This is a genomic window from Luteimicrobium xylanilyticum (assembly GCF_009429125.1).
Lineage (GTDB): Bacteria > Actinomycetota > Actinomycetes > Actinomycetales > Cellulomonadaceae > Luteimicrobium > Luteimicrobium xylanilyticum.
This window is the reverse complement of the sequence record NZ_CP045529.1, coordinates 3,413,025-3,430,321: the sequence shown is the minus strand read 5'-3', so window position 1 is coordinate 3,430,321 and position 17,297 is coordinate 3,413,025. Positions and strand designations below refer to the sequence as shown.

General features: G+C 75.4%; 22 protein-coding genes and 1 pseudogene. 13 read left to right on the top strand and 10 right to left on the bottom strand.

What is annotated here, in order from left to right:
• Positions 1 to 35: 35 nt before the first annotated feature.
• The 9 genes from KDY119_RS15195 to KDY119_RS15155 all read left to right on the top strand — a co-directional run bounded on the left by KDY119_RS15195 (position 36) and on the right by KDY119_RS15155 (position 8,135).
• Positions 36 to 1,202 (top strand): DUF475 domain-containing protein, encoded by a 1,167-nt coding sequence (locus KDY119_RS15195; RefSeq protein ID WP_153022501.1) that lies wholly within the window; start codon positions 36 to 38, stop codon positions 1,200 to 1,202.
• A 75-nt stretch (positions 1,203 to 1,277) separates the two neighbouring features.
• The gene (locus KDY119_RS15190) at positions 1,278 to 2,459 is read left to right on the top strand and encodes a toxic anion resistance protein (RefSeq protein WP_036947420.1); all 1,182 of its coding nucleotides are present in this window, start codon (positions 1,278 to 1,280) and stop codon (positions 2,457 to 2,459) included.
• A 7-nt stretch (positions 2,460 to 2,466) separates the two neighbouring features.
• Positions 2,467 to 2,979 carry a hypothetical protein gene (locus tag KDY119_RS15185; RefSeq protein ID WP_036947419.1) on the top strand — a complete coding sequence of 171 codons (513 nt, stop codon included), beginning with the start codon at positions 2,467 to 2,469 and terminating at the stop codon, positions 2,977 to 2,979.
• On the top strand, positions 2,976 to 3,539 hold the full coding sequence (locus KDY119_RS15180; RefSeq protein WP_227994376.1) for a TerD family protein: 564 nt from the start codon (positions 2,976 to 2,978) through the stop codon (positions 3,537 to 3,539). The genes KDY119_RS15185 and KDY119_RS15180 overlap by 4 nt, the downstream gene beginning before the upstream one ends.
• Positions 3,536 to 4,348: a hypothetical protein gene (locus KDY119_RS15175; protein WP_153022500.1), complete on the top strand. Its 813-nt coding sequence runs from the start codon at positions 3,536 to 3,538 to the stop codon at positions 4,346 to 4,348. The genes KDY119_RS15180 and KDY119_RS15175 overlap by 4 nt, the downstream gene beginning before the upstream one ends.
• Before the next feature lie 46 nt (positions 4,349 to 4,394).
• A complete protein-coding gene (locus KDY119_RS15170) occupies positions 4,395 to 4,982 on the top strand; it encodes a TerD family protein (protein WP_036947417.1) in 588 nt (195 codons plus the stop codon).
• Between the two features lie 40 nt (positions 4,983 to 5,022).
• Positions 5,023 to 5,616, top strand: coding sequence for a TerD family protein (locus KDY119_RS15165; RefSeq protein WP_036947416.1), 594 nt, complete (start codon positions 5,023 to 5,025; stop codon positions 5,614 to 5,616).
• Positions 5,617 to 5,619: 3 nt separating this feature from the next.
• The gene (locus KDY119_RS15160; RefSeq protein ID WP_153022499.1) at positions 5,620 to 7,293 is read left to right on the top strand and encodes a phosphoribosyltransferase family protein; all 1,674 of its coding nucleotides are present in this window, start codon (positions 5,620 to 5,622) and stop codon (positions 7,291 to 7,293) included.
• Positions 7,290 to 8,135, top strand: a complete 846-nt coding sequence (locus tag KDY119_RS15155; protein WP_194174249.1) for a phosphoribosyltransferase family protein — start codon at positions 7,290 to 7,292, stop codon at positions 8,133 to 8,135. Before KDY119_RS15160 ends, KDY119_RS15155 begins: the two co-directional genes overlap by 4 nt.
• Here KDY119_RS15155 and KDY119_RS15150 read toward each other — a convergent pair.
• Together KDY119_RS15150 and KDY119_RS19195 are read right to left on the bottom strand one after the other, a co-directional pair.
• Positions 8,114 to 9,271: an HNH endonuclease family protein gene (locus KDY119_RS15150; RefSeq protein ID WP_227994375.1), complete on the bottom strand. Its 1,158-nt coding sequence runs from the start codon at positions 9,269 to 9,271 to the stop codon at positions 8,114 to 8,116. The genes KDY119_RS15155 and KDY119_RS15150 overlap by 22 nt on opposite strands.
• A 172-nt stretch (positions 9,272 to 9,443) precedes the next feature.
• The gene (locus tag KDY119_RS19195) at positions 9,444 to 9,620 is read right to left on the bottom strand and encodes a hypothetical protein (RefSeq protein ID WP_227994746.1); all 177 of its coding nucleotides are present in this window, start codon (positions 9,618 to 9,620) and stop codon (positions 9,444 to 9,446) included.
• Positions 9,621 to 9,624: 4 nt separating this feature from the next.
• Here KDY119_RS19195 and KDY119_RS19190 point away from each other — a divergent pair, with 4 nt between their 5' ends.
• Complete coding sequence (locus KDY119_RS19190) at positions 9,625 to 9,969, top strand: hypothetical protein (RefSeq protein WP_227994744.1); 345 nt, start codon at positions 9,625 to 9,627, stop codon at positions 9,967 to 9,969.
• 296 nt (positions 9,970 to 10,265) lie between these two features.
• Here KDY119_RS19190 and KDY119_RS19450 read toward each other — a convergent pair.
• The 3 genes and pseudogenes from KDY119_RS19450 to KDY119_RS15135 form a co-directional block, all read right to left on the bottom strand.
• Positions 10,266 to 10,373, bottom strand: a pseudogene (locus KDY119_RS19450) (DUF2510 domain-containing protein); the annotation flags it as partial.
• Between the two features lie 43 nt (positions 10,374 to 10,416).
• The gene (locus KDY119_RS15140) at positions 10,417 to 11,352 is read right to left on the bottom strand and encodes an alpha/beta fold hydrolase (protein ID WP_153022496.1); all 936 of its coding nucleotides are present in this window, start codon (positions 11,350 to 11,352) and stop codon (positions 10,417 to 10,419) included.
• The gene (locus KDY119_RS15135) at positions 11,349 to 12,131 is read right to left on the bottom strand and encodes a response regulator transcription factor (protein ID WP_083890646.1); all 783 of its coding nucleotides are present in this window, start codon (positions 12,129 to 12,131) and stop codon (positions 11,349 to 11,351) included. Before KDY119_RS15135 ends, KDY119_RS15140 begins: the two co-directional genes overlap by 4 nt.
• A 200-nt stretch (positions 12,132 to 12,331) precedes the next feature.
• On the opposite strand from KDY119_RS15135, the gene KDY119_RS15130 reads away from it, so the two are divergent.
• The 3 genes from KDY119_RS15130 (at position 12,332) to KDY119_RS15120 (ending at position 14,087) form a co-directional block, all read left to right on the top strand.
• Positions 12,332 to 13,063 (top strand): hypothetical protein, encoded by a 732-nt coding sequence (locus KDY119_RS15130; protein ID WP_153022495.1) that lies wholly within the window; start codon positions 12,332 to 12,334, stop codon positions 13,061 to 13,063.
• A 3-nt stretch (positions 13,064 to 13,066) separates the two neighbouring features.
• On the top strand, positions 13,067 to 13,546 hold the full coding sequence (locus tag KDY119_RS15125) for a thioredoxin family protein (RefSeq protein WP_227994374.1): 480 nt from the start codon (positions 13,067 to 13,069) through the stop codon (positions 13,544 to 13,546).
• A 61-nt stretch (positions 13,547 to 13,607) separates the two neighbouring features.
• Complete coding sequence (locus KDY119_RS15120; RefSeq protein WP_036947411.1) at positions 13,608 to 14,087, top strand: DUF4395 domain-containing protein; 480 nt, start codon at positions 13,608 to 13,610, stop codon at positions 14,085 to 14,087.
• A 52-nt stretch (positions 14,088 to 14,139) separates the two neighbouring features.
• On the opposite strand, the gene gap is transcribed toward KDY119_RS15120, so the two are convergent.
• The 5 genes from gap to KDY119_RS15100 all read right to left on the bottom strand — a co-directional run bounded on the left by gap (position 14,140) and on the right by KDY119_RS15100 (position 17,197).
• Complete coding sequence (gene gap / locus KDY119_RS15115; RefSeq protein ID WP_036947410.1) at positions 14,140 to 15,150, bottom strand: type I glyceraldehyde-3-phosphate dehydrogenase; 1,011 nt, start codon at positions 15,148 to 15,150, stop codon at positions 14,140 to 14,142.
• A gap of 105 nt (positions 15,151 to 15,255) precedes the next feature.
• Positions 15,256 to 16,242, bottom strand: a complete 987-nt coding sequence (locus tag KDY119_RS15110) for a GlxA family transcriptional regulator (protein WP_051136424.1) — start codon at positions 16,240 to 16,242, stop codon at positions 15,256 to 15,258.
• A 37-nt stretch (positions 16,243 to 16,279) separates the two neighbouring features.
• A complete protein-coding gene (locus KDY119_RS15105; protein WP_153022494.1) occupies positions 16,280 to 16,834 on the bottom strand; it encodes a hypothetical protein in 555 nt (184 codons plus the stop codon).
• Positions 16,835 to 16,841: 7 nt separating this feature from the next.
• The gene (locus KDY119_RS19295; RefSeq protein ID WP_265576710.1) at positions 16,842 to 16,976 is read right to left on the bottom strand and encodes a hypothetical protein; all 135 of its coding nucleotides are present in this window, start codon (positions 16,974 to 16,976) and stop codon (positions 16,842 to 16,844) included.
• Positions 16,973 to 17,197: a hypothetical protein gene (locus KDY119_RS15100; protein WP_036947408.1), complete on the bottom strand. Its 225-nt coding sequence runs from the start codon at positions 17,195 to 17,197 to the stop codon at positions 16,973 to 16,975. The genes KDY119_RS19295 and KDY119_RS15100 overlap by 4 nt, the downstream gene beginning before the upstream one ends.
• Positions 17,198 to 17,297: the final 100 nt, after the last annotated feature.

Sequence of the window (17,297 nt, the reverse complement as noted above, 5' to 3'; positions counted from 1 at the left end):
CCGGGACCCACCGCAACGGCAGAGAAGAGAACCCCGTGCACACCCTCCGCCACTTCAAGTGGGACCTCGTGGTGATGCTGGCCGCGCTCGCGGTCGCGTTCGTCTACCAGGGGTGGGGCGCCGTCTGGCTGGCCGCCATCCTCATCGTCGTCGAGATCGTCTTCTCGTTCGACAACGCGGCCGTCAACGCCAAGTACCTGGCCCGGCTCAACGACGCCTGGCAGCGCATCTTCCTCACGGTCGGCGTGCTCGTCGCGGTCGTCGGGATGCGCCTCGTGTTCCCGTTCGTGATCGTCTGCCTCACCGGCAGCGTGAGCCCGGCCGAGGCGATCCGCCTCGCGCTCGAGAAGGGCGACCCCGACACGGCGGGCACCTACGGTTACATCCTCAACCAGGCGCACCCCGCGATCGCCGCGTTCGGCGGGATCTTCCTGCTCATGCTGTTCCTCGACTTCCTGTTCGACACCGAGCGCGACTCGACCTGGCTGTCGTGGATCGAGAAGCCGCTGCTGAAGGTCGGCCGGCTCGACCAGCTCAGCGTCATCGTCGCCGCGGTGGTCCTCCTCGTCGCGTCGCAGGCGCTCGTGCACGGCGACGAGCAGGCCACCGTGCTCTTCGCTGGCCTCCTCGGTCTCGTGATCTACCTGGCGGTCAACGGGCTCGCGTCCGTGATGGAGGAGAAGGAGGCCGAGAAGGCCGAGGCGCTCGCCGAGTCGGGCGCCGAGGAGGGCCCCGGTCTCGGCGCGCAGGTCGCGCTCGCCGGCAAGGCCGCGTTCTCGCTCTTCGTGTTCCTCGAGGTCCTCGACGCGTCGTTCAGCTTCGACGGCGTGATCGGTGCGTTCGCGATCACCCCCGACCCGGTGATCATCGCCCTGGGCCTCGGCGTCGGCGCGCTGTTCGTGCGGTCGATGACCGTGTACCTCGTCCGCCAGGGGACGCTCGCCGAGTACCGCTTCCTCGAGCACGGCGCCCACTGGGCCATCGGGGCCCTTGCGCTGCTGCTCGTCGTGACGCTCAAGGTCGAGATCCCCGACGTGGTGATCGGGCTCGTCGGCATCGCGTTCATCGTCGCCGCGATCCTCACGTCGGTGTCCGCCAACCGGCGCGAGGAGGCCGAGCTCGCAGAGATCGCCGCGAGCGGCGCCGGAGCCGACGCCCCCGCGCCCGGCATCTTCGCGTCGCACTCCGCCACCGACGACTGATCTCGGCGGGCGCCGCAGTCGGCGTCCGCCCGCGCTTCCCGAGAACCGCCCGAGCCCCTCCCGGAAGGACACGTCATGACGACGACCGCCGACTCCGCCCCCGTCCTCGTGCTCGAGCCGCCGCAGCCCGCGCCGCTCGTGACGCCCGAGCAGGCCGTCGCGACCATCGCGTCCGCCAACCAGGGCAAGGCCGTCGAGCAGCTGACGGAGGCCGAGCGCAAGGCCGCGGCCGTCGTCGAGCGCCTGTCCGCGCTCGACGCGCGCTCCCCGCAGTTCTCGCAGGAGGTCGCGAAGATCGGGAGCATCGGCGACAAGGAGGTGCGCCAGTCGGCAGGCGCCTCCAACCGCATGCTCGACCGCCCCGCCGCCGCGAGCAGCGACTCGAGCCCGCAGGGCAAGGTCTCCAAGACGCTCGTCGACCTGCGCATCACCGTCACCGAGCTCGACCCGACGCGGGCGGACCTCAAGGGCGTCAAGAAGGTCCTCAAGTTCATCCCCGGCGGCAACAAGATCGACCGGTACTTTCAGAAGTACAAGTCGGCCCAGGCCCACCTCGACGCGATCATCCGCGCGCTGTCGGCCGGCCAGGACGAGCTGCGCAAGGACAACGCGGCCATCGAGGTCGAGCGCAACCAGCTCTGGGAGACCATGAACCGCCTCGGCGAGCTCAAGGTCGAGCTCGAGGCGCTCGACGCGGCGGTCGTCGAGAAGATCGCACAGACCGAGGCCGCAGGCGACAGCGAGACCGCGGAGGCCATGAAGTCCGACGTGCTGTTCGCGGTGCGCCAGCGCCACCAGGACCTCATGACGCAGGCCGCGGTGTCCGTCCAGGGCTACCTGGCCATGGACCTCATCCGCAAGAACAACCTCGAGCTCATCCGTGGCGTCGACCGCGCGCAGACCACGACGGTCGCCGCCCTGCGGACCGCGGTCATCGTGTCGCAGGCCCTCGGCCAGCAGAAGCTCGTGCTCGACCAGATCAACGCCCTCAACTCGACCACCAGCAGCCTCATCGAGGCCACGTCGCTGCAGCTGCGCCAGCAGGGCGCCGCGATCCAGCAGCAGGCCGCCGAGAGCACCATCGAGATCGACAAGCTGCAGGCAGCGTTCGAGAACGTGTTCGCGACCATGGACGCGATCGACACGTTCCGCGGCCAGGCCACCGAGGCGATGGCGACGACCATCACCCAGCTCGAGCAGCAGGTCGAGCGCGCCAAGCCGTACGTGGACCGCGCGCGCCGTTCGATCGAGGCCTGAGGCCGCGGTGCCGCCGCGCTGGCTCGACCGGATCACCGGGTCGTCGTCCGACGACGCGGTGTCCGGCGTGCCGGTGCGCGCGGACGCGGCACCCGACTCGGTCGACGCGCTGCACGGGCACGTCGCGGCGCTCGTCGCGCAGGTCGACGCCGAGGCGGGGACGCTGCCGACCGAGGCGGTCGTGGTGGCGCGCCGCATCACGGACCTCGCGGCCGAGGCGCTACGCCGGGCCGAGACCGCCCCGACCGGGATGAACATCCACGGCCGGGTCGCCCTGCACGCCGTCCTGACCGACTACGTCCCGACGTCGCTGCGCCGGCACGCGGCGGCCCGCGGCGTGGCCGGCGCGGACCACGAGCGGCTCGAGGCGGCGCTCGTCGAGCAGCTCGGCACGATCCTCGCGGCCGTCCGCGAGTCGGTCGACGCGCTCCGCGACGACGACCTGCGCGCCGTCGAGGCGCAGGGCATCTTCCTGCGTGCCCGGTTCACGGGCGCCGACCTCATGGAGGCGGACCGGTGAGCGGCCTCATGCGCGGCGCGAACGTCGCGCTCACCAAGGAGATCCCGGGGCTGCGGACGCTCGTCGTCGGGACCGCGTGGGACGCGGGCGGCGAGCACGCGCTCGACGACAACCTCGTGCTCGCGGCGATCCTCTGCGGGCCGGACGGTCGTGCGACGTCCGCCGAGGACTTCGTCTTCTTCCAGCAGGTCGTCTCGTCCGACCTGTCGGTCGCGGCCGTCGACGCCGCGCTGGGGGACGACACCGAGCAGCTCGAGATCGACCTCGACCAGGTGCCCGCCGCCGTCGAGCGCATCGTCGTCGTGCTCTACCTCAGCGAGGGCGGCCCGCGGCGCCGCACGCTCGGCCAGCTCAGGCGTTGTGTCGTCCGCGTGCTCGACGGCGCCACCGGCGCGGGCATCGTCACGTCCGAAGACCTCGCGCCCGGGTTCGGACCCGAGACGGCCGTCGTGCTCGGCGAGGTCTACCGGCACCGAGGGGGCTGGAAGTTCAAGGTCGTCGGGCAGGGATACGCGGCCGGGATCGTGGGCGTCGCCGAGCAGTACGGGCTGCCGCTGTGAGCACCGCGAGCACCCTGCTGAGAGGTGCGCCCGACACGGCGCCCGTCCGCGACGACCTCGGGTTCCTGCGGCGGCGGGCGCGGCCGCGCGCCGTGGCGGTCCCCGAGGCGCCCGCCCCGGCGGCGGCGCCCGACCTGCCCGTGGCCGCGCCCTCGCTTGCGCTCGACCTCGCCCCGCCGGCCGGCGCGACGCCCCCCGCCCGCCCGGGCCGCACCCCGCTGCCTCCGCTGCTCCGTGGCCTGCCCGGCGTCGGGCAGGGAGAGCGGCGGCTGCTCTCCGCCGACGCCCCGGTCGTCCAGCTCACGCGCGTCCAGACCGGCGTCGGCGGACTGCGCGGCGAGCTCCACACCGCTGTCGACGCGAGCGTCGTCGTGGCGTACGAGCTCGCGGACCGCACGCAGGGCGTCGTGCGGGACTCGCAGCCGTACGGCCCGGACGACCGGCGACCCGTCGTGCACCTCGCGGGTCCGCGCTTCACGGTGGACTTGCGTCAGGCGCGCGCCCTGCGCCGGTTCGTCGTCGTGGTGCGGCCCGCGGACCCGGCCGGACCCGCCGTCGAGGGCGTGCTCGTCCTCACGACGACGGGCAGCAGCCGCCTCGAGATCCCGCTCGACCCGAGCGACGCCGGGCGCACCGGCGCGGCGGCCGACCGCACGTCGACCGTCGCGCTCACGGGGCACCTCGTGCGCGGGGCCCTCGTCCTGCGGGCCGAGCACGCCCGCCAGGTCCGCCCGCTGCGCGACGCGCTCGCCGCGTACGGCTACCGCGGGCTGTCCTGGCGCGACGCCGACACGGTGCTCGCCGGCTGACCCACCCGTCGCCCCCGCGCGGGGGCACCAGAGAAAGGCACCCACCATGGCAGTCAACCTCTCCAAGGGCGGCAACATCTCGCTCACGAAGGTCGCGCCCGGCCTCAGCAAGGCGGTCGCGGGACTCGGCTGGAAGCCCCGCACCACCGACGGGGCCGCGTTCGACCTCGACGCTGCGGCGCTGCTCGTCGACGCCGACGGCCGCGCCCTCTCGGACCGGCACTTCGTGTTCTTCAACAACCTGCAGGACCCGAGCGGCGCCGTCGTGCACCAGGGCGACAACCGCACGGGCGACGGCGACGGCGACGACGAGCAGATCGTCGTCGACCTCGCGGCGTTGCCGGCGGAGGTCGTGCGCGTCGTGTTCCTCGCGAGCATCTACGAGGCCGAGGAGCGCCGCCAGAACTTCGGCCAGGTCTCGGACGCGTACATCAGGGTCTTCGACGCCGAGGACCCGCAGAACGACGCGAAGACCGTCGTCTTCGACCTGGGCGAGGACGCGTCGACCGAGACCGCGCTCGTGTTCGGCGAGCTGTACCGGAACGGCGACGACTGGAAGTTCCGCGCCGTCGGGCAGGGCTACGCGTCCGGCCTCGCGGGCATCGTCGCCGACTACGGGCTCGCCGCGGCCTGATCGCCGCGCACCCCACCGACCCGACCACCGAAGGAACCTCATGGGCATCAACCTCTCCAAGGGCCAGACGATCGACCTCACCAAGCCCGACCGCAGCGCCGGGCTCACCCACGTCCGGATGGGCCTCGGCTGGGACGTCAAGGTCGTGCAGAAGAAGACGCTGTTCGGCGGTACGAAGGAGGTCCGCAAGGCGATCGACCTCGACGCGTCCGCGCTGCTGATCGGCGGCGGCCAGGTCCGCGACATCGTGTACTTCGGCCAGCTGCGGTCCAAGGACGCCTCCGTCCAGCACACGGGTGACAACCTCACGGGTGCCGGGGACGGCGACGACGAGTCGATCCTCGTCGATCTCGCGCGCGTGCACCCGGAGATCGAGCACATCGTATTCACCGTCAACTCGTACAGCGGCGAGACGTTCGAGCAGATCGACAACGCGTCGGTCCGCGTCGTCGACACCACGGCCGGCGACGCGGAGCTCGCGAAGTTCACGCTCACGGGTTCCGGCCCGCACACGGCGCTCGTCATGGCGCGCGTGTCGCGGACCTCGGGCGGCTGGCAGCTCACGGCGATCGGGACCCCCGGCCAGGGGCGCACCGCGCACCAGCTCCAGGCGCTCGCGCTCGGCTCGCTCTGACCGGTGGCCACGCTCGCTCTGCCCGACGCCACAGCGGTTCCGGTCCGCGCGGTCAGCCTCGACGTGTGGCTGACGCTGCTGCGCAGCAACCCGCGCTTCAAGGCGGCGCGCGACGCGGCGCTGCGGTCCGGCCTCGGCCTGCCCGTGCCCGACGACGCGTTCTCGGCCGCGCTGCGGTCCGCGGACGTCGCGGCGGACCGGCAGGTCGAGGCGGACGGCCGTGACCGGGGCCTCGCCGAGCGGGTGGACCTGGCGGTCGCGGCGCTGCGGCGCGACGGGCTGGTCCCGGCCGGGGCGGGCGCGGTGCTCGCCGAGGCCCCCGAGCTCGTGGCGGAGCTCGTCGCACGGCAGCGCGAGCTCGCGCTCGAGCTGCCGCCCGTGCCGCTGCACCCCGACCTGCCGGGGCTGCTCGCGGAGCTCGGGGCGCTCGTCCCGCTCGCGGTGACGAGCAACACCGGGATGCTGCCCGGCACGACGATGCGCGCGCTGCTCGACGCGGCCGGGCTCCTCGCGCCCGTGCGGGTGCTCACGTTCTCGGACGAGCTCGGCACGGGCAAGCCGTCCCCCGCGATCTTCGAGGCCACCGTCGCCGGGCTGGGCGTGCCCGCCGCCGCCGTCCTGCACGTCGGCGACAACCCCGTCGCGGACGTCCGCGGGGCGACGGGCGCCGGGCTGCGCGCGGCGCTCGTCGGACCGGACGAGACGACCGACGCGCTGCTCCGGCGGGTGCTCGACGAGGTCCGCAGCGACCGTTCGACGACCCCGGCGTCGCCGGGAGTCCCCCTCGTGCGGACCGTGGCCCTCACCCGGCTGGGCGGGACGCGCGACGACCTGCGCGACGCGGCCACCGGCGCGCCCTTCGACGTGCGGACCTACTCGCGCATGAAGCACGGCGACCTCGACGCGACGACCGCCCTGGGGCGCGCGCTCGGCCGCGAGCTCCTGGCCCGCGTCCCCGCGCTCGCGACCGACCCGGCGCCCGTCGTGCTGCCCGTCGCGTACCTCGCGGTGCCCCCCGCGTGCCTGCTCCTCGCCCGGGCTGCGCTCGACGTCGTCGACGGGGCGCGGGCGGCGCACGGGCTCGAGCCGGGCCGGGTGGTGCGCGTCGCGAAGGGGTCGGTGACCCGCACCGACTACGCGGGCGCGTCCGCGGAGGCCCGCCGGGCCGAGCTGGCGTCGATCGGGTTCCGCCTCGACGAGGACCTCGGTGGGGCGCGCGTGGTGCTCGTCGACGACGTCCGCGTCACGGGCCTCGCCGAGCAGACGCTCCTCGACGTCCTGGCGCGGGACGGCGCCGGCCGCCCCGCCGAGGTCGTCACCGCGTACGTCGCCGTGTGCGAGCCGGGGCTCGCCGCGGACCCGTCGGTGGAGGCCGTCCTCAACCACGCGGCCGCCCGGTCCGTCGCCGACCTCGCGGACGCGGTCCGCGCCGGCCGGTTCGCCCTCACCATCCGGTTCCTCAAGCGTCTCCTCGGTGCGCCCGACGCCGAGCGCGAGGAGTTCCTCGACGCGTGCGACGCCGCGCTCCTCGACGAGCTCGCCGACGGCGCCCGCGCGACCGGGCCCGCGTTCTGCGCCGGGTACGCGGACGGGCTCGCCGCGGTCGACGCACGCCGCGCGGCGGCGCGCCGGGACCCCGGACCGGCGCTCGCCGCCGCCCGGCCGGTGGGCGCGTGACCCGGCACGCCCTCGCGCGCCTCGACGGCAGCGCGGACGACGGGTTCGCGCTCGTCCCCACGTCGTTCGCGCGCCGGGCCGGAACCGCGCCGGGGACCGCCGGGGACTACAGCCGCTTCAAGCACGGCGACGGCGCGGTCGCGGCCCGCTACGGGGAGGCGCTCGCCCTCGCCTACCTCGCGAGCGGCCGCGCGCACGGCCCGCTCCTGGTCACCTCGTCCGGGTACGACGTCGCGCCGCCCGCGGCGGCCGCCCTCCTCCCGGCGTTCGCCGCGACCCTCGCGGCCCACGGCCACGACGCGCGCTGCGTCGTCGTGCGCCGGCACACGCCGTCGGACGGGGACTACGCGACCTGGGGTGCCGCGCAGCGTCGGGCGCGGCTGCGGCCCGCGCACCTCGAGGCGCCCGGGGACGTCCGCGGCGCGCACGTGGTCGCGCTCGACGACGTCCGGGTCACCGGTGCGCACGAGCACGCCGTGCACGCGGCGCTGCGCACCGCGGGGGCGCGGCACGTCGACCATCTGTACGTCGTCCAGGTCCCGCGGTCGCGCACCGCGTCCGTCGAGGCCGAGCTCAACGCGGCGTCCGTCCGCGACGCGGAGGACGTGCTGGTGCTCGCCGCGGAGCCCGAGTACGTCCCGAACGCCCGCGTCGCGCGTCTGCTGCTCGCGCTCGCGCCACCCGTGCTCGACGACGTCCTCTGCCGCGCCCCGCGCGGGCTCGTGACCTGGCTCGGCGACGTCGCGCTGCGGGACCGGTTCGCGACCCTGCCGCGGTACGTCGCGGGGGCCGAGCGCGTGCGGGCGGCCGGTGAGCGCGCCTACCGCTTGGCGGCCCGGTAGCCGTCGGCCTGCGCCGCGGCCTCGGTCGCGAAGCACACCTCGGGGTCCGTGACGTCGTACGAGGCGCCCGTCGGCAGGTGGTAGATGTGGCTCGACTCGTTGCCCTTGATGGGCGCCCAGTCCGGGCAGTCGTCCTTCGACACCGGCGCCGCGACGGCGGGGTGCTTCGTGCTCGTGCCGCTGCTCTTGGTGCTCCCCGACGACGGCGCGGACGTGGCCGAGGTCCCCGACGGTCCCTTCTGCGTCACGACCTTGACGTCCGTCAGGCCGCCCGTCGGGACGCGCTCGCCCGGGCACGTGCCGAGGATCCGCGCGATCGCGGACTTCTCCGCGGAGGTGACCCACAGGTGGTACCGCTGCTTGACCGCGACCTGGCGGGCGACGTACCGGCACCGGTACGCCTTCGACGGCGGGAGCCACGTCGCGGCGTCGCCGTCGGACTTCTGCCCGTTGAGGTGCCCGTCGACGGCGAGCAGGTTGAGCGGGTCGTTCGCGAGCAGCTCGCGCGTCGCGGGGGAGAGGAGCTGGGCGCCCGTGCGCCAGGCGTCCCCGAGCGCCACGAGGTGGTCGATCTGCACGGCCGTCGACGTCGTCTGCCCGCGCTGGAACGCGATGCTCCGGCCCGAGTAGGGGTCCGGGAGGGTGCCCGTGAGGACGATGCAGTCGTGCGTCCCCGCTCGGTACGTCACGCCGTCGAGGTCGCGCGCCAGGATGTCGTTGCGCGTGTCGCACCCGTTGTGGTCGACGTCCTTCCACGCCGGACCGAACTGGTCGCGCGCGTACCCGGTCATCGCGGCGCGGCCCTTGACGGGCAGCGTCGCGAGGACGGCGAGCGCCGTCCCCGCACCGGGCTTCGCGCCCGACGCCGCCTCGGAACCGTGCGTCGTCGTGGGCTTCGGCGTGGCCTTCGCCGGGGGCTTCGAGGTGGTCGTCGCGGTCAGGCCCGGCGTGGTCGCGTGCACCGTCGCGGCGGCGGACGAGGACACAGGGGCCTCGGGCTGCCCGGTCGCGTCGAGGCTCGTGCACGCGGTGGTGGTCGCGAGCACCGCCGCCGTGAGCGCGGCGGCCCACGTCGTCCGGTGACGCGCGAGCGCGACAGGTCGGCCGGGTCGGTCGGGGGAGCTCGCTCGCGTCACGGACACATTGTGGGGCATGTGACCCACACGTCGTCGCACGTCAGCCGTCCGTGAGCAGGTGGACCCACGTCGTCGGACGCCACGACCCGCTGCGAGGACGCGCGGAGTCCAGACCGGTGGGCATGGCGGACAGTCCGGACCATGTTCCGCGCCGCCGTCCGTCGGCTGCGGGCTACCAGCCCCTCCAGTAGCCGTCGGCCTGGGCGGCCTCGAACGTGGCGTAGCACGCGTCGGCGGACACGTGCGAGTACGTGTAGCTGTCGGGGCCCCAGGCCGTGTGGTACGCGATCTTGATCGGTGCGGACGCCGGGCACTCGCCGGACGCGAGCGGGGCGACGGGACCGGTCACCGGCGTGGCTGCCGTCGTCGGGGTGGTGCTCGGGCTCGCCGAGGGCGGCGTCGTCGGGCCGGAGGTCGGGGAGCTCGGTCGTCCCGTCGGGGAGGGGCGCGTCGTCCGGCGCGGAGCGGGCCGGGTCGGGGCCGCGGTCGGCGTCGGCCGCGCGGTCGTCGGCCGGGGCGAGGGCGTCCGGGTCGGCGTCGCGGAGGGTGTGCCCGACGGCGTGGGGGTCGGCGTCGCGGTGCTCGTGGTCGACGTCGGGGTCGCGGAAGGCTCGGAGGTCGCGGGAGCCGGATCGGCGGCTGCGGGCGTCAGGAACGACGTCGTCGGGCTCGCGGCCGCGACGGGCGCACCCCGGTGACCGCCCGCCGCCACGGCCACGCCCGCCACGAGGACGGCCGCCGCGCCGCCGGCCGCCACGGCCCACCAGGCGCGCCGGCGACGCCGGGCGGGCACGGCGCCGTCGGACGCGCTCGCCGCCGGCTCGGGCTTCGGAGCCGGAGTCGAAGGAGTCGCAGGAGGCTTCGTGAGCCGGGCCGAGGAGCCCGCCGTGATCGACGGCATCACGGGCGCGAGGGGGATGGCCTGGGTCGTGGCGTCGGGCGCGGCCGACCCGGGGCGGGTGGCGCCGGGCTCGGCGGGCGCGGGGGCGAGCTCCGGCTCGGCGCGGGTCGCGTGGTGCCAACGCACGCCGTCCCACCACCGCATGCGTCCGCGCGCGTGGGGGTCCGGGTACCACCCGGGTTGCGCGTTCGACACCCGCATATTGTGCAGTATGCGTAGCGTGCTCCCGCCCGGCTGGGCGGGGTCAGGCGTCCAGGTCGGCGAGCCAGTCGAGCAGCGCGCCAGAGACCGCCTCGGGGTCCTCTTCGGGCAGGTAGTGCCCGACGCCGTCGAGCACCTGCACGCGCAGCCGGCGCACCAGCGCGGTCGCGTCGATCGCCGCGGCGTCCGTGCGGACGTAGGGGTCCTCGGCGCCGAGCAGGAGGAGACCCGGCTGGTCGACGCGCCGTCGGACCGCCGTGGTGAACCTGCGCCCGTCCATCCGCGGGATCGAGCGCACCGACCAGCGCAGCGCCTCCGTCGAGCAGTGCGCCGCGAACGGGATGCGGGCCGCGGTCCGGTACAGCTCGAGCGCGTCCTCGTCGAACGGCCGCACGGCACCGCCCCGCAGCACGTCGTCGACGAACCGCCCGTCGCCCAGCGCCCGCTCGGGCAGGAACGGCACCTGCGCGAACGCGACGTGCCGCCGCATCGCGCGCGTGTACGGGGCCCGGTGCGACACGTGCAGGTAGGCGGGGTGGGGCGCGGCGAGGGCCGCGACCGCGCGGGTCACGGCGGGCTGCATCGCGGCCATCGCCCAGGCGATGGTCCCGCCCTCCCCGTGCCCGACGACGACCGCCGAGTCCGCCCCGAGGGACCGGATCACGCCCGCCACGTCGCGCGTGCGGGTGGGCACGTCGTAGCCGAGCGGCGGCTTGTCGGACGCGCCCGTGCCGCGCAGGTCCATCGCCGCGACGCGGTACCCCGCGGCCGCGAGCGCCTCGACCTGGTGCCGCCACGCCCACCAGAACTGCGGGTACGTGTGGAGCAGGACGACCAGGGGGGCGCGGGAGCCGCGTGCCGCGGCGCCGACGCCGTCGGCCGGCTCGGCCAGCGCGACGTGGAACCGGGCCGCGTTGGCGGCGACGAACTCGTGCCGCCAGGGACCTTCGACGAGGGCGGTCGAGTAGTCGGCGATCACCCGAGCGAACCTACCGGGTCGCTGTCCACCGGGGGCGCGTCCGTGCCCGGCGCGCCGTCGGAGGCGGCCGAGGCCGCGCCGTCGGGCGCCGTGGCGCGCTCACGCCGCTCCTTGGGCGGGTCGAACCGGTAGCCGACGTTCCGCACGGTCCCGATGAGCTGCTCGTGCTCGGGCCCGAGCTTCGCGCGCAGGCGCCGCACGTGGACGTCGACCGTGCGCGTGCCGCCGTAGTAGTCGTAGCCCCAGACCTCCTGGAGGAGCTGGGCGCGCGTGAACACCCGGCCCGGGTGCTGGACGAGGTGCTTGAGGAGCTCGAACTCCTTGTACGTCAGGTCGACCGGGCGACCCCGCAGGCGGGCGGTGTACCCCGACGCGTCGATCGTGAGCTCGCCCGCCGAGATCTCCTCGTTGTCGTCGCGCGCGCGCCCCGCGCCCCGCTCGACCGCGAGGCGGATCCGGGCCTCGACCTCCGCCGGTCCGGCGTCGGACAGCACCACGTCGGACGCGCCCCACTCGGCCGTCACGACGGTCAGACCGCCCTCGGTCATCACGAGCACGAGGGGCACCGTCATGCCGGTCGCGCGCAGCAGCCGGCAGGTGGTGCGGGCGGCCACGAGGTCGCGGCGCGCGTCGAGGAGCACCAGGTCCGCGTCGGGCGCGTCCACCAGGGCGGACGGCTCCATCGGCAGCACCCGGACGCGGTGCGAGAGCAAGCCGAGGGCCGGGAGGATCTCGACGGATCCTCCCGTCGTCGGGGTCAGCACGAGGAGCTGGGCCACCTCGTCACCTCCACTCGGTGGTCGTGCGGCGCGTGTCGCCACGGTAGCGCCTCCGGGGCGCGACCCGGTGCACGGCCGCGCCCACGCACCGGGCGGATGGCCTGATCCGGGCGCAGATCTGGGACACTCGGAGGCGTGCCCACACCCAGTGTCCCCGTGACGGCCCGTGCCTGCGTCCGGCGTCCGACCCTCGGCCACGCATGACCGCGACCACCCGCTCCGTCCTGACGGCCTGCCTCGCGGCGATGGTCGCGGTCGCCGCGTACTTCGGCACCGTGCCCCTCGCGGGGGCGGTCGTCGTGCTCGTCCTGCTGACGGCGATCGGCTGGCCCGGGCTCATGCACCTGCACGCGCGCGGCGCCTCGGGCTTCCTCGTGGCGCTCGTCGGGCTGGGGGCGGCGCTCGTCGTGGACGTCACCGACGGCGAGCCGGTGCTCCGCAACCTGCCCGTCGTGGTCGCGATGGGCCTGCTGCTCGCCTTCGTCAACGAGCTCGCGCGGCGCCGCCCGCGCGAGGACCTCGTCGCGAACGTGTCGGGCGAGGTCTCCGGGATCGTCGTCGCCGTGGGCTGCTCCGGCTGGCTCGCCGCGGGCCTGTCCGAGGAGGGCGCGGCGCTCGTCGTGAGCTGCGCCGTCGCCATCGCCGTGGCCGCCGTGGTGTGCTCGACGCCGCTGCGCGGCTGGGCGGGCATCGGGTCGGCCGTGGTGCTCGCCGCTGCCGCCGGGGCGGGCGTCGCGCGGGCGCTCCCGCGCATCGACTGGCCGTCGGGCCTGTGGGCGGGGCTCGTCGCGGGCGTGGTCGTGACGTCGCTGGCGGCGCTGTTCGGTCACGTGCCGACGACGCGCGGGCGGTGGGCGTCCGCGAGCGCGGCGACCGTGCCCGTGGCGGTCGGTGGCATCCTGATCTTCGTGGTCGGCCGGCTGATCGGCTGACGCGTGGCCGCCGTCGGCGGCGGGGAGCTCGGCAAGGAGGTTCCGGTGCTGGTTCGCGTGCTGCTCGTCGCGGCCGTCGTCGTGGTCGCGCTCGCGCTCGGCCTGTGGTGGCGCTCGCGGCAGGGCGTCGTCCGGGTGGCGGCGCCCGACGGCGCAGCCCCCGTCGCGTCCGAGCCCGACGACGTGTGGCGCGAGCGGGGCGTCGAGCTCGCCCGCAGCGCGACGTTCGTGCAGTTCTCGACGGACCACTGCAGCCCGTGCCGCGCGACGTCCCGCGTCCTCGGGGAGCTCGTCGCTCGGCGTGACGACGTCTCGCACAGCGAGATGGACATCGACCGGAACCTGGACCTGGTGCGACGCTTCTCGGTGCTGCGCGCACCCACGGTGCTGGTGCTCGACCGGGACGGCCGCGAGGTCGCCCGGATGACCGGGGCCGTCGGCCGCGCGCAGGCCGAGCAGGCGCTCGCCGTCGTCGGGGCGTGACCCGGCGCCCGGCGGCGCACGGCTCGCCCGCGACACCCCGAAGCGCCACGCAGGAGTCCCGATGACCGAGCACGAGCCCCAGACCGGCACGACCACCGCCGTGACCGCACCGACGGGGATCGACCCGCGCGGCCCCCGGTTCGGTGCCGGGGTGACCGCGGTCCTGCTGGCCGTCGTCCTCCTGCTCGCCGGCACGCCCGCCGCGGTGTGGCTGCTGCTGGTCGTCGTGCTGTCGTTCGCGCTCGGCGCGGCACGCGGGCCGCAGGGCACGTGGCAGGGCGCGCTGTTCAGGCTCCTCGTGCGCCCGCGCCTCGCCCCGCCGAACGAGCTCGAGGACCCGCGCCCGCCGCGCTTCGCCCAGCTCGTCGGGCTGATCATCACAGGCATCGGGTTGGTGCTCGGGGTGGCGGGCGTCGGCGCCGCGGTCCCGGTCGCCGCAGCGCTCGCGCTCGTCGCGGCCGTGCTCAACGCCGTCTTCGACTTCTGCCTCGGGTGCGAGCTCTACGTGGCGCTGCGGCGCCTGCGCCCCGCCGCGGCCTGAGCCGCGCCGAAGTACCCCGCCAGGCGGCTTGTCTCGAGGGGGCGGCCGGGTCTCAGGACGCGCCGAGCAGCTCGAGCGTGTCGATGACGCGGTTCGAGAAGCCCCACTCGTTGTCGTACCAGGCCACGACCTTGACGTGCCGCCCGTCGACGCGCGTCAGCGCCGAGTCGAAGACCGACGACGCCGGGTTGCCCGTGATGTCCGACGACACCAGGGGATCGTCCGAGTACTCGAGGATCCCGGCCAGCCGCCCGTCGGCCGCCGTGCGGTAGGCGGCGAGGACGTCGTCGTGCGTGACGTCCCGTGCGACGACGGTGTTGAGCTCGACGATCGACCCGACCGGGACCGGCACCCGGATCGAGTCGCCCGACAGCCTCCCGTCGAGCTGCGGCAGGACCAGGCCGATGGCCTTGGCGGCGCCCGTCGTCGTCGGGACGATGTTCTCCGCGGCCGCGCGGGCACGCCGCGGGTCGCGGTGCGGCCCGTCCTGGAGGTTCTGCTCCTGCGTGTACGCGTGGACGGTCGTCATGAAGCCGTGCTCGATGCCGGCGAGCTCGTCGAGCACGGACGCGAGCGGCGCGAGGGCGTTCGTCGTGCACGACGCGTTCGACACGATCGTGTGCTGCGCAGGGTCGTAGGCCTCGGTGTTCACGCCCGGGGCCAGGGTCACGTCGGCTCCGGCGGACGGGGCGCTCACGAGGACACGCCGCGCGCCTGCGTCGAGATGCGCTCGGGCGTCGCTCGCGGCGGTGAAGCGGCCCGTCGACTCGAGCGCCACGTCGACGCCGAGCTCGGCCCACGGGAGCTTCGCGGGCTCGCGCTCGGCGAGCACCCTGATGCGGCGGCCGTCCACGACGAGGTCGTCCCCGTCGACCGACACGGGCCGCCCGAGCCGCCCGGCCGTGGTGTCGAACGCGAGCAGCCGGGCGAGCGCGGCCGGCTCGGTGAGGTCGTTGACGGCGACGACCTCGAGGTCGGTGTCGCGCTCGAGGAGCGCGCGGAGCACGTTGCGCCCGATCCGGCCGAAGCCGTTGATCGCCACGCGGGTGGGAGTGCGGGTCATGGGTGGGTCTCCTCTCGGTTCCCCACCAGGCTGGTCCGTGGGCCGCGGCTCAGACAGGGGCGCCTGCGCCAGGGTCCGCAAGGATCGCGCCACGCCCGACGACGGCTACTCGCCGCGCGCGAACGTCCGCCGGTACTCGGTGGGCGTCGTCCCGAGGACCCGCTGGAAGTGCAGGCGCAGGTTCGCGCCCGTGCCCAGCCCGACGTCGTCGGCGACCTGCTCGACGCTCCGCTCCGACCGTTCGAGGAGCTCGCGGGCGAGGTCGATGCGCGCCCGCAGGACCCACTGCATGGGCGTGCACCCGGTGTCGGCGGCGAAGCGGCGGGAGAACGTCCGCGGCGAGACGGCGGCGTGCCGCGCGAGCACGTCGAGGGTGAGCGGCCGGTCGAGCCGGTGCAGGGCCCACTCTCGGGTCGCGGCGAACCGTTCGCCCAGGGGCTCGGGCACGCTGCGCGGGACGTACTGGGCCTGCCCGCCGCTGCGGTACGGCGCGGCGACGAGTCGCCTCGCCGCATGGTTGGACGCGGCGACCCCCAGGTCGCCGCGCAGCACGTGCAGGCACAGGTCGATGCCCGACGCCGCGCCCGCCGACGTGAGCACGCTGCCCTCGTCGACGAACAGCACGTTCTCGTCGACCCGGATCCGGGGGTGCTTCGCGGCGAGCGCCCGTGTGTAGTGCCAGTGCGTCGTCGCGCGTCGCCCGTCGAGGAGGCCGGTCGCCGCGAGCGCGAACGCGCCCGTCGAGATCGCGGCGAGCCGGGCGCCGCGCTCGTGCGCCCCGACCAGCGCGTCCACGACGCGGGCCGGGGGTGCGTCGCGGTCCGGGAACCGGTAGCCCGGGACGAAGACGACGTCCGCCCACGCGAGGGCGTCCAGCCCCGACGCCACGTGGTACGCCAGTCCGTCGCCGCCGGTCACGAGTCCGGGCGCCGCCCCGCACACGCGTACCTCGTACGGCATGCTCGGACGCGTCGTGAACACCTGCGCGGGGATCCCGACGTCGAGCGGCTTGGCGCCCTCGAGCACGAGCACGGCGACGCGGCGGAGGCGGTCGAGGACGACGTCGGGGCCCGCGGGCACGGGGGAGGACACGGCCGCACGGTACGCACGTGCGGCGCGGTCCGTCGCGTCAGGGCGCCGCGAGATCGCCGAGCTCGGCCGCCAGCCGCGCCGCCCACGGCTGCGCCTCGACCCACGGCAGGTGCCGGTCGAGCCACCCGCACAGCGCGCGCACGGCGTCCCCGAGGCCGGCCGCGTCCCCGAGGCCGAGCGGCCGGTGGCGTCGCGTGACGGGTCCGTGCGCAGGCGCGTGGACGGCGGCGTCGAGCCGGGCCGGGCGCTCCGTGGGCACCGGGTACAGCTCGAGCGCGTCGCGGACCCACGTGGCGACCGCGTCGTAGACCCGGAGCGCCTGCGGCTCGTCCGGGCGGTCGGCGTGGTCCCGTACGACGGCGGGCAGGCGTCGCAGCGCCAGCGCGAGCCGGGCGTGGCAGCCGTCGCAGAGCACGCCGTGCCCGGCGGGCCGGGGCAGGCAGCCGTCGCAGCACGGGTCGGCGCACCCGGGGCGGTGGTGTGCCGGGCGGACGCACCCGGCCGCGCACGGCGCGAGGTGGGGTCGGCCGCGGCTGCCCGGCGGGGTGGCGACGACGCGCAGGTGCGGCCGGTCCGGAGGATGGTGGAGCACGCCGGCCTCAGCGGAGCGTGAGCGCGCCGACGGCCAGACCGGCCGCGATGCCGACGACGACACAGGCGGGCACGAGGACGACGAGCGACGTCCGCGGGCGGCGCCCCAGGAAGGCGCGTACGCGGCCGAGGTACGCGCTCATGCCCCGACCTCCCGGAGGTGGCGGCACACGGCGTCGACGCCGGTCGGACCGAGGGCGGCGCGGAGACCGACGAGCGCGACCTCGCAGGTCGCGTCGCGCAGCGCGGTCTCGGACCAGCGGTCGGCCAGGCGGAACAGCGTGACGGCGTCGTTCGCCGCGTAGGCGGTGAGGTAGTCGGCGCCCAGGCGCAGGAGCGCAGGGCGGTCGTCGGGGCGTGTCATGCCTCCTGGACGCGCGTGCGGTCGGGATGTCACACCGTTCTCGGCACGAGCTTTTGGAAACCTGGCCGGGGCCGATGGCATAGTGGCTCGGCTGACGGAC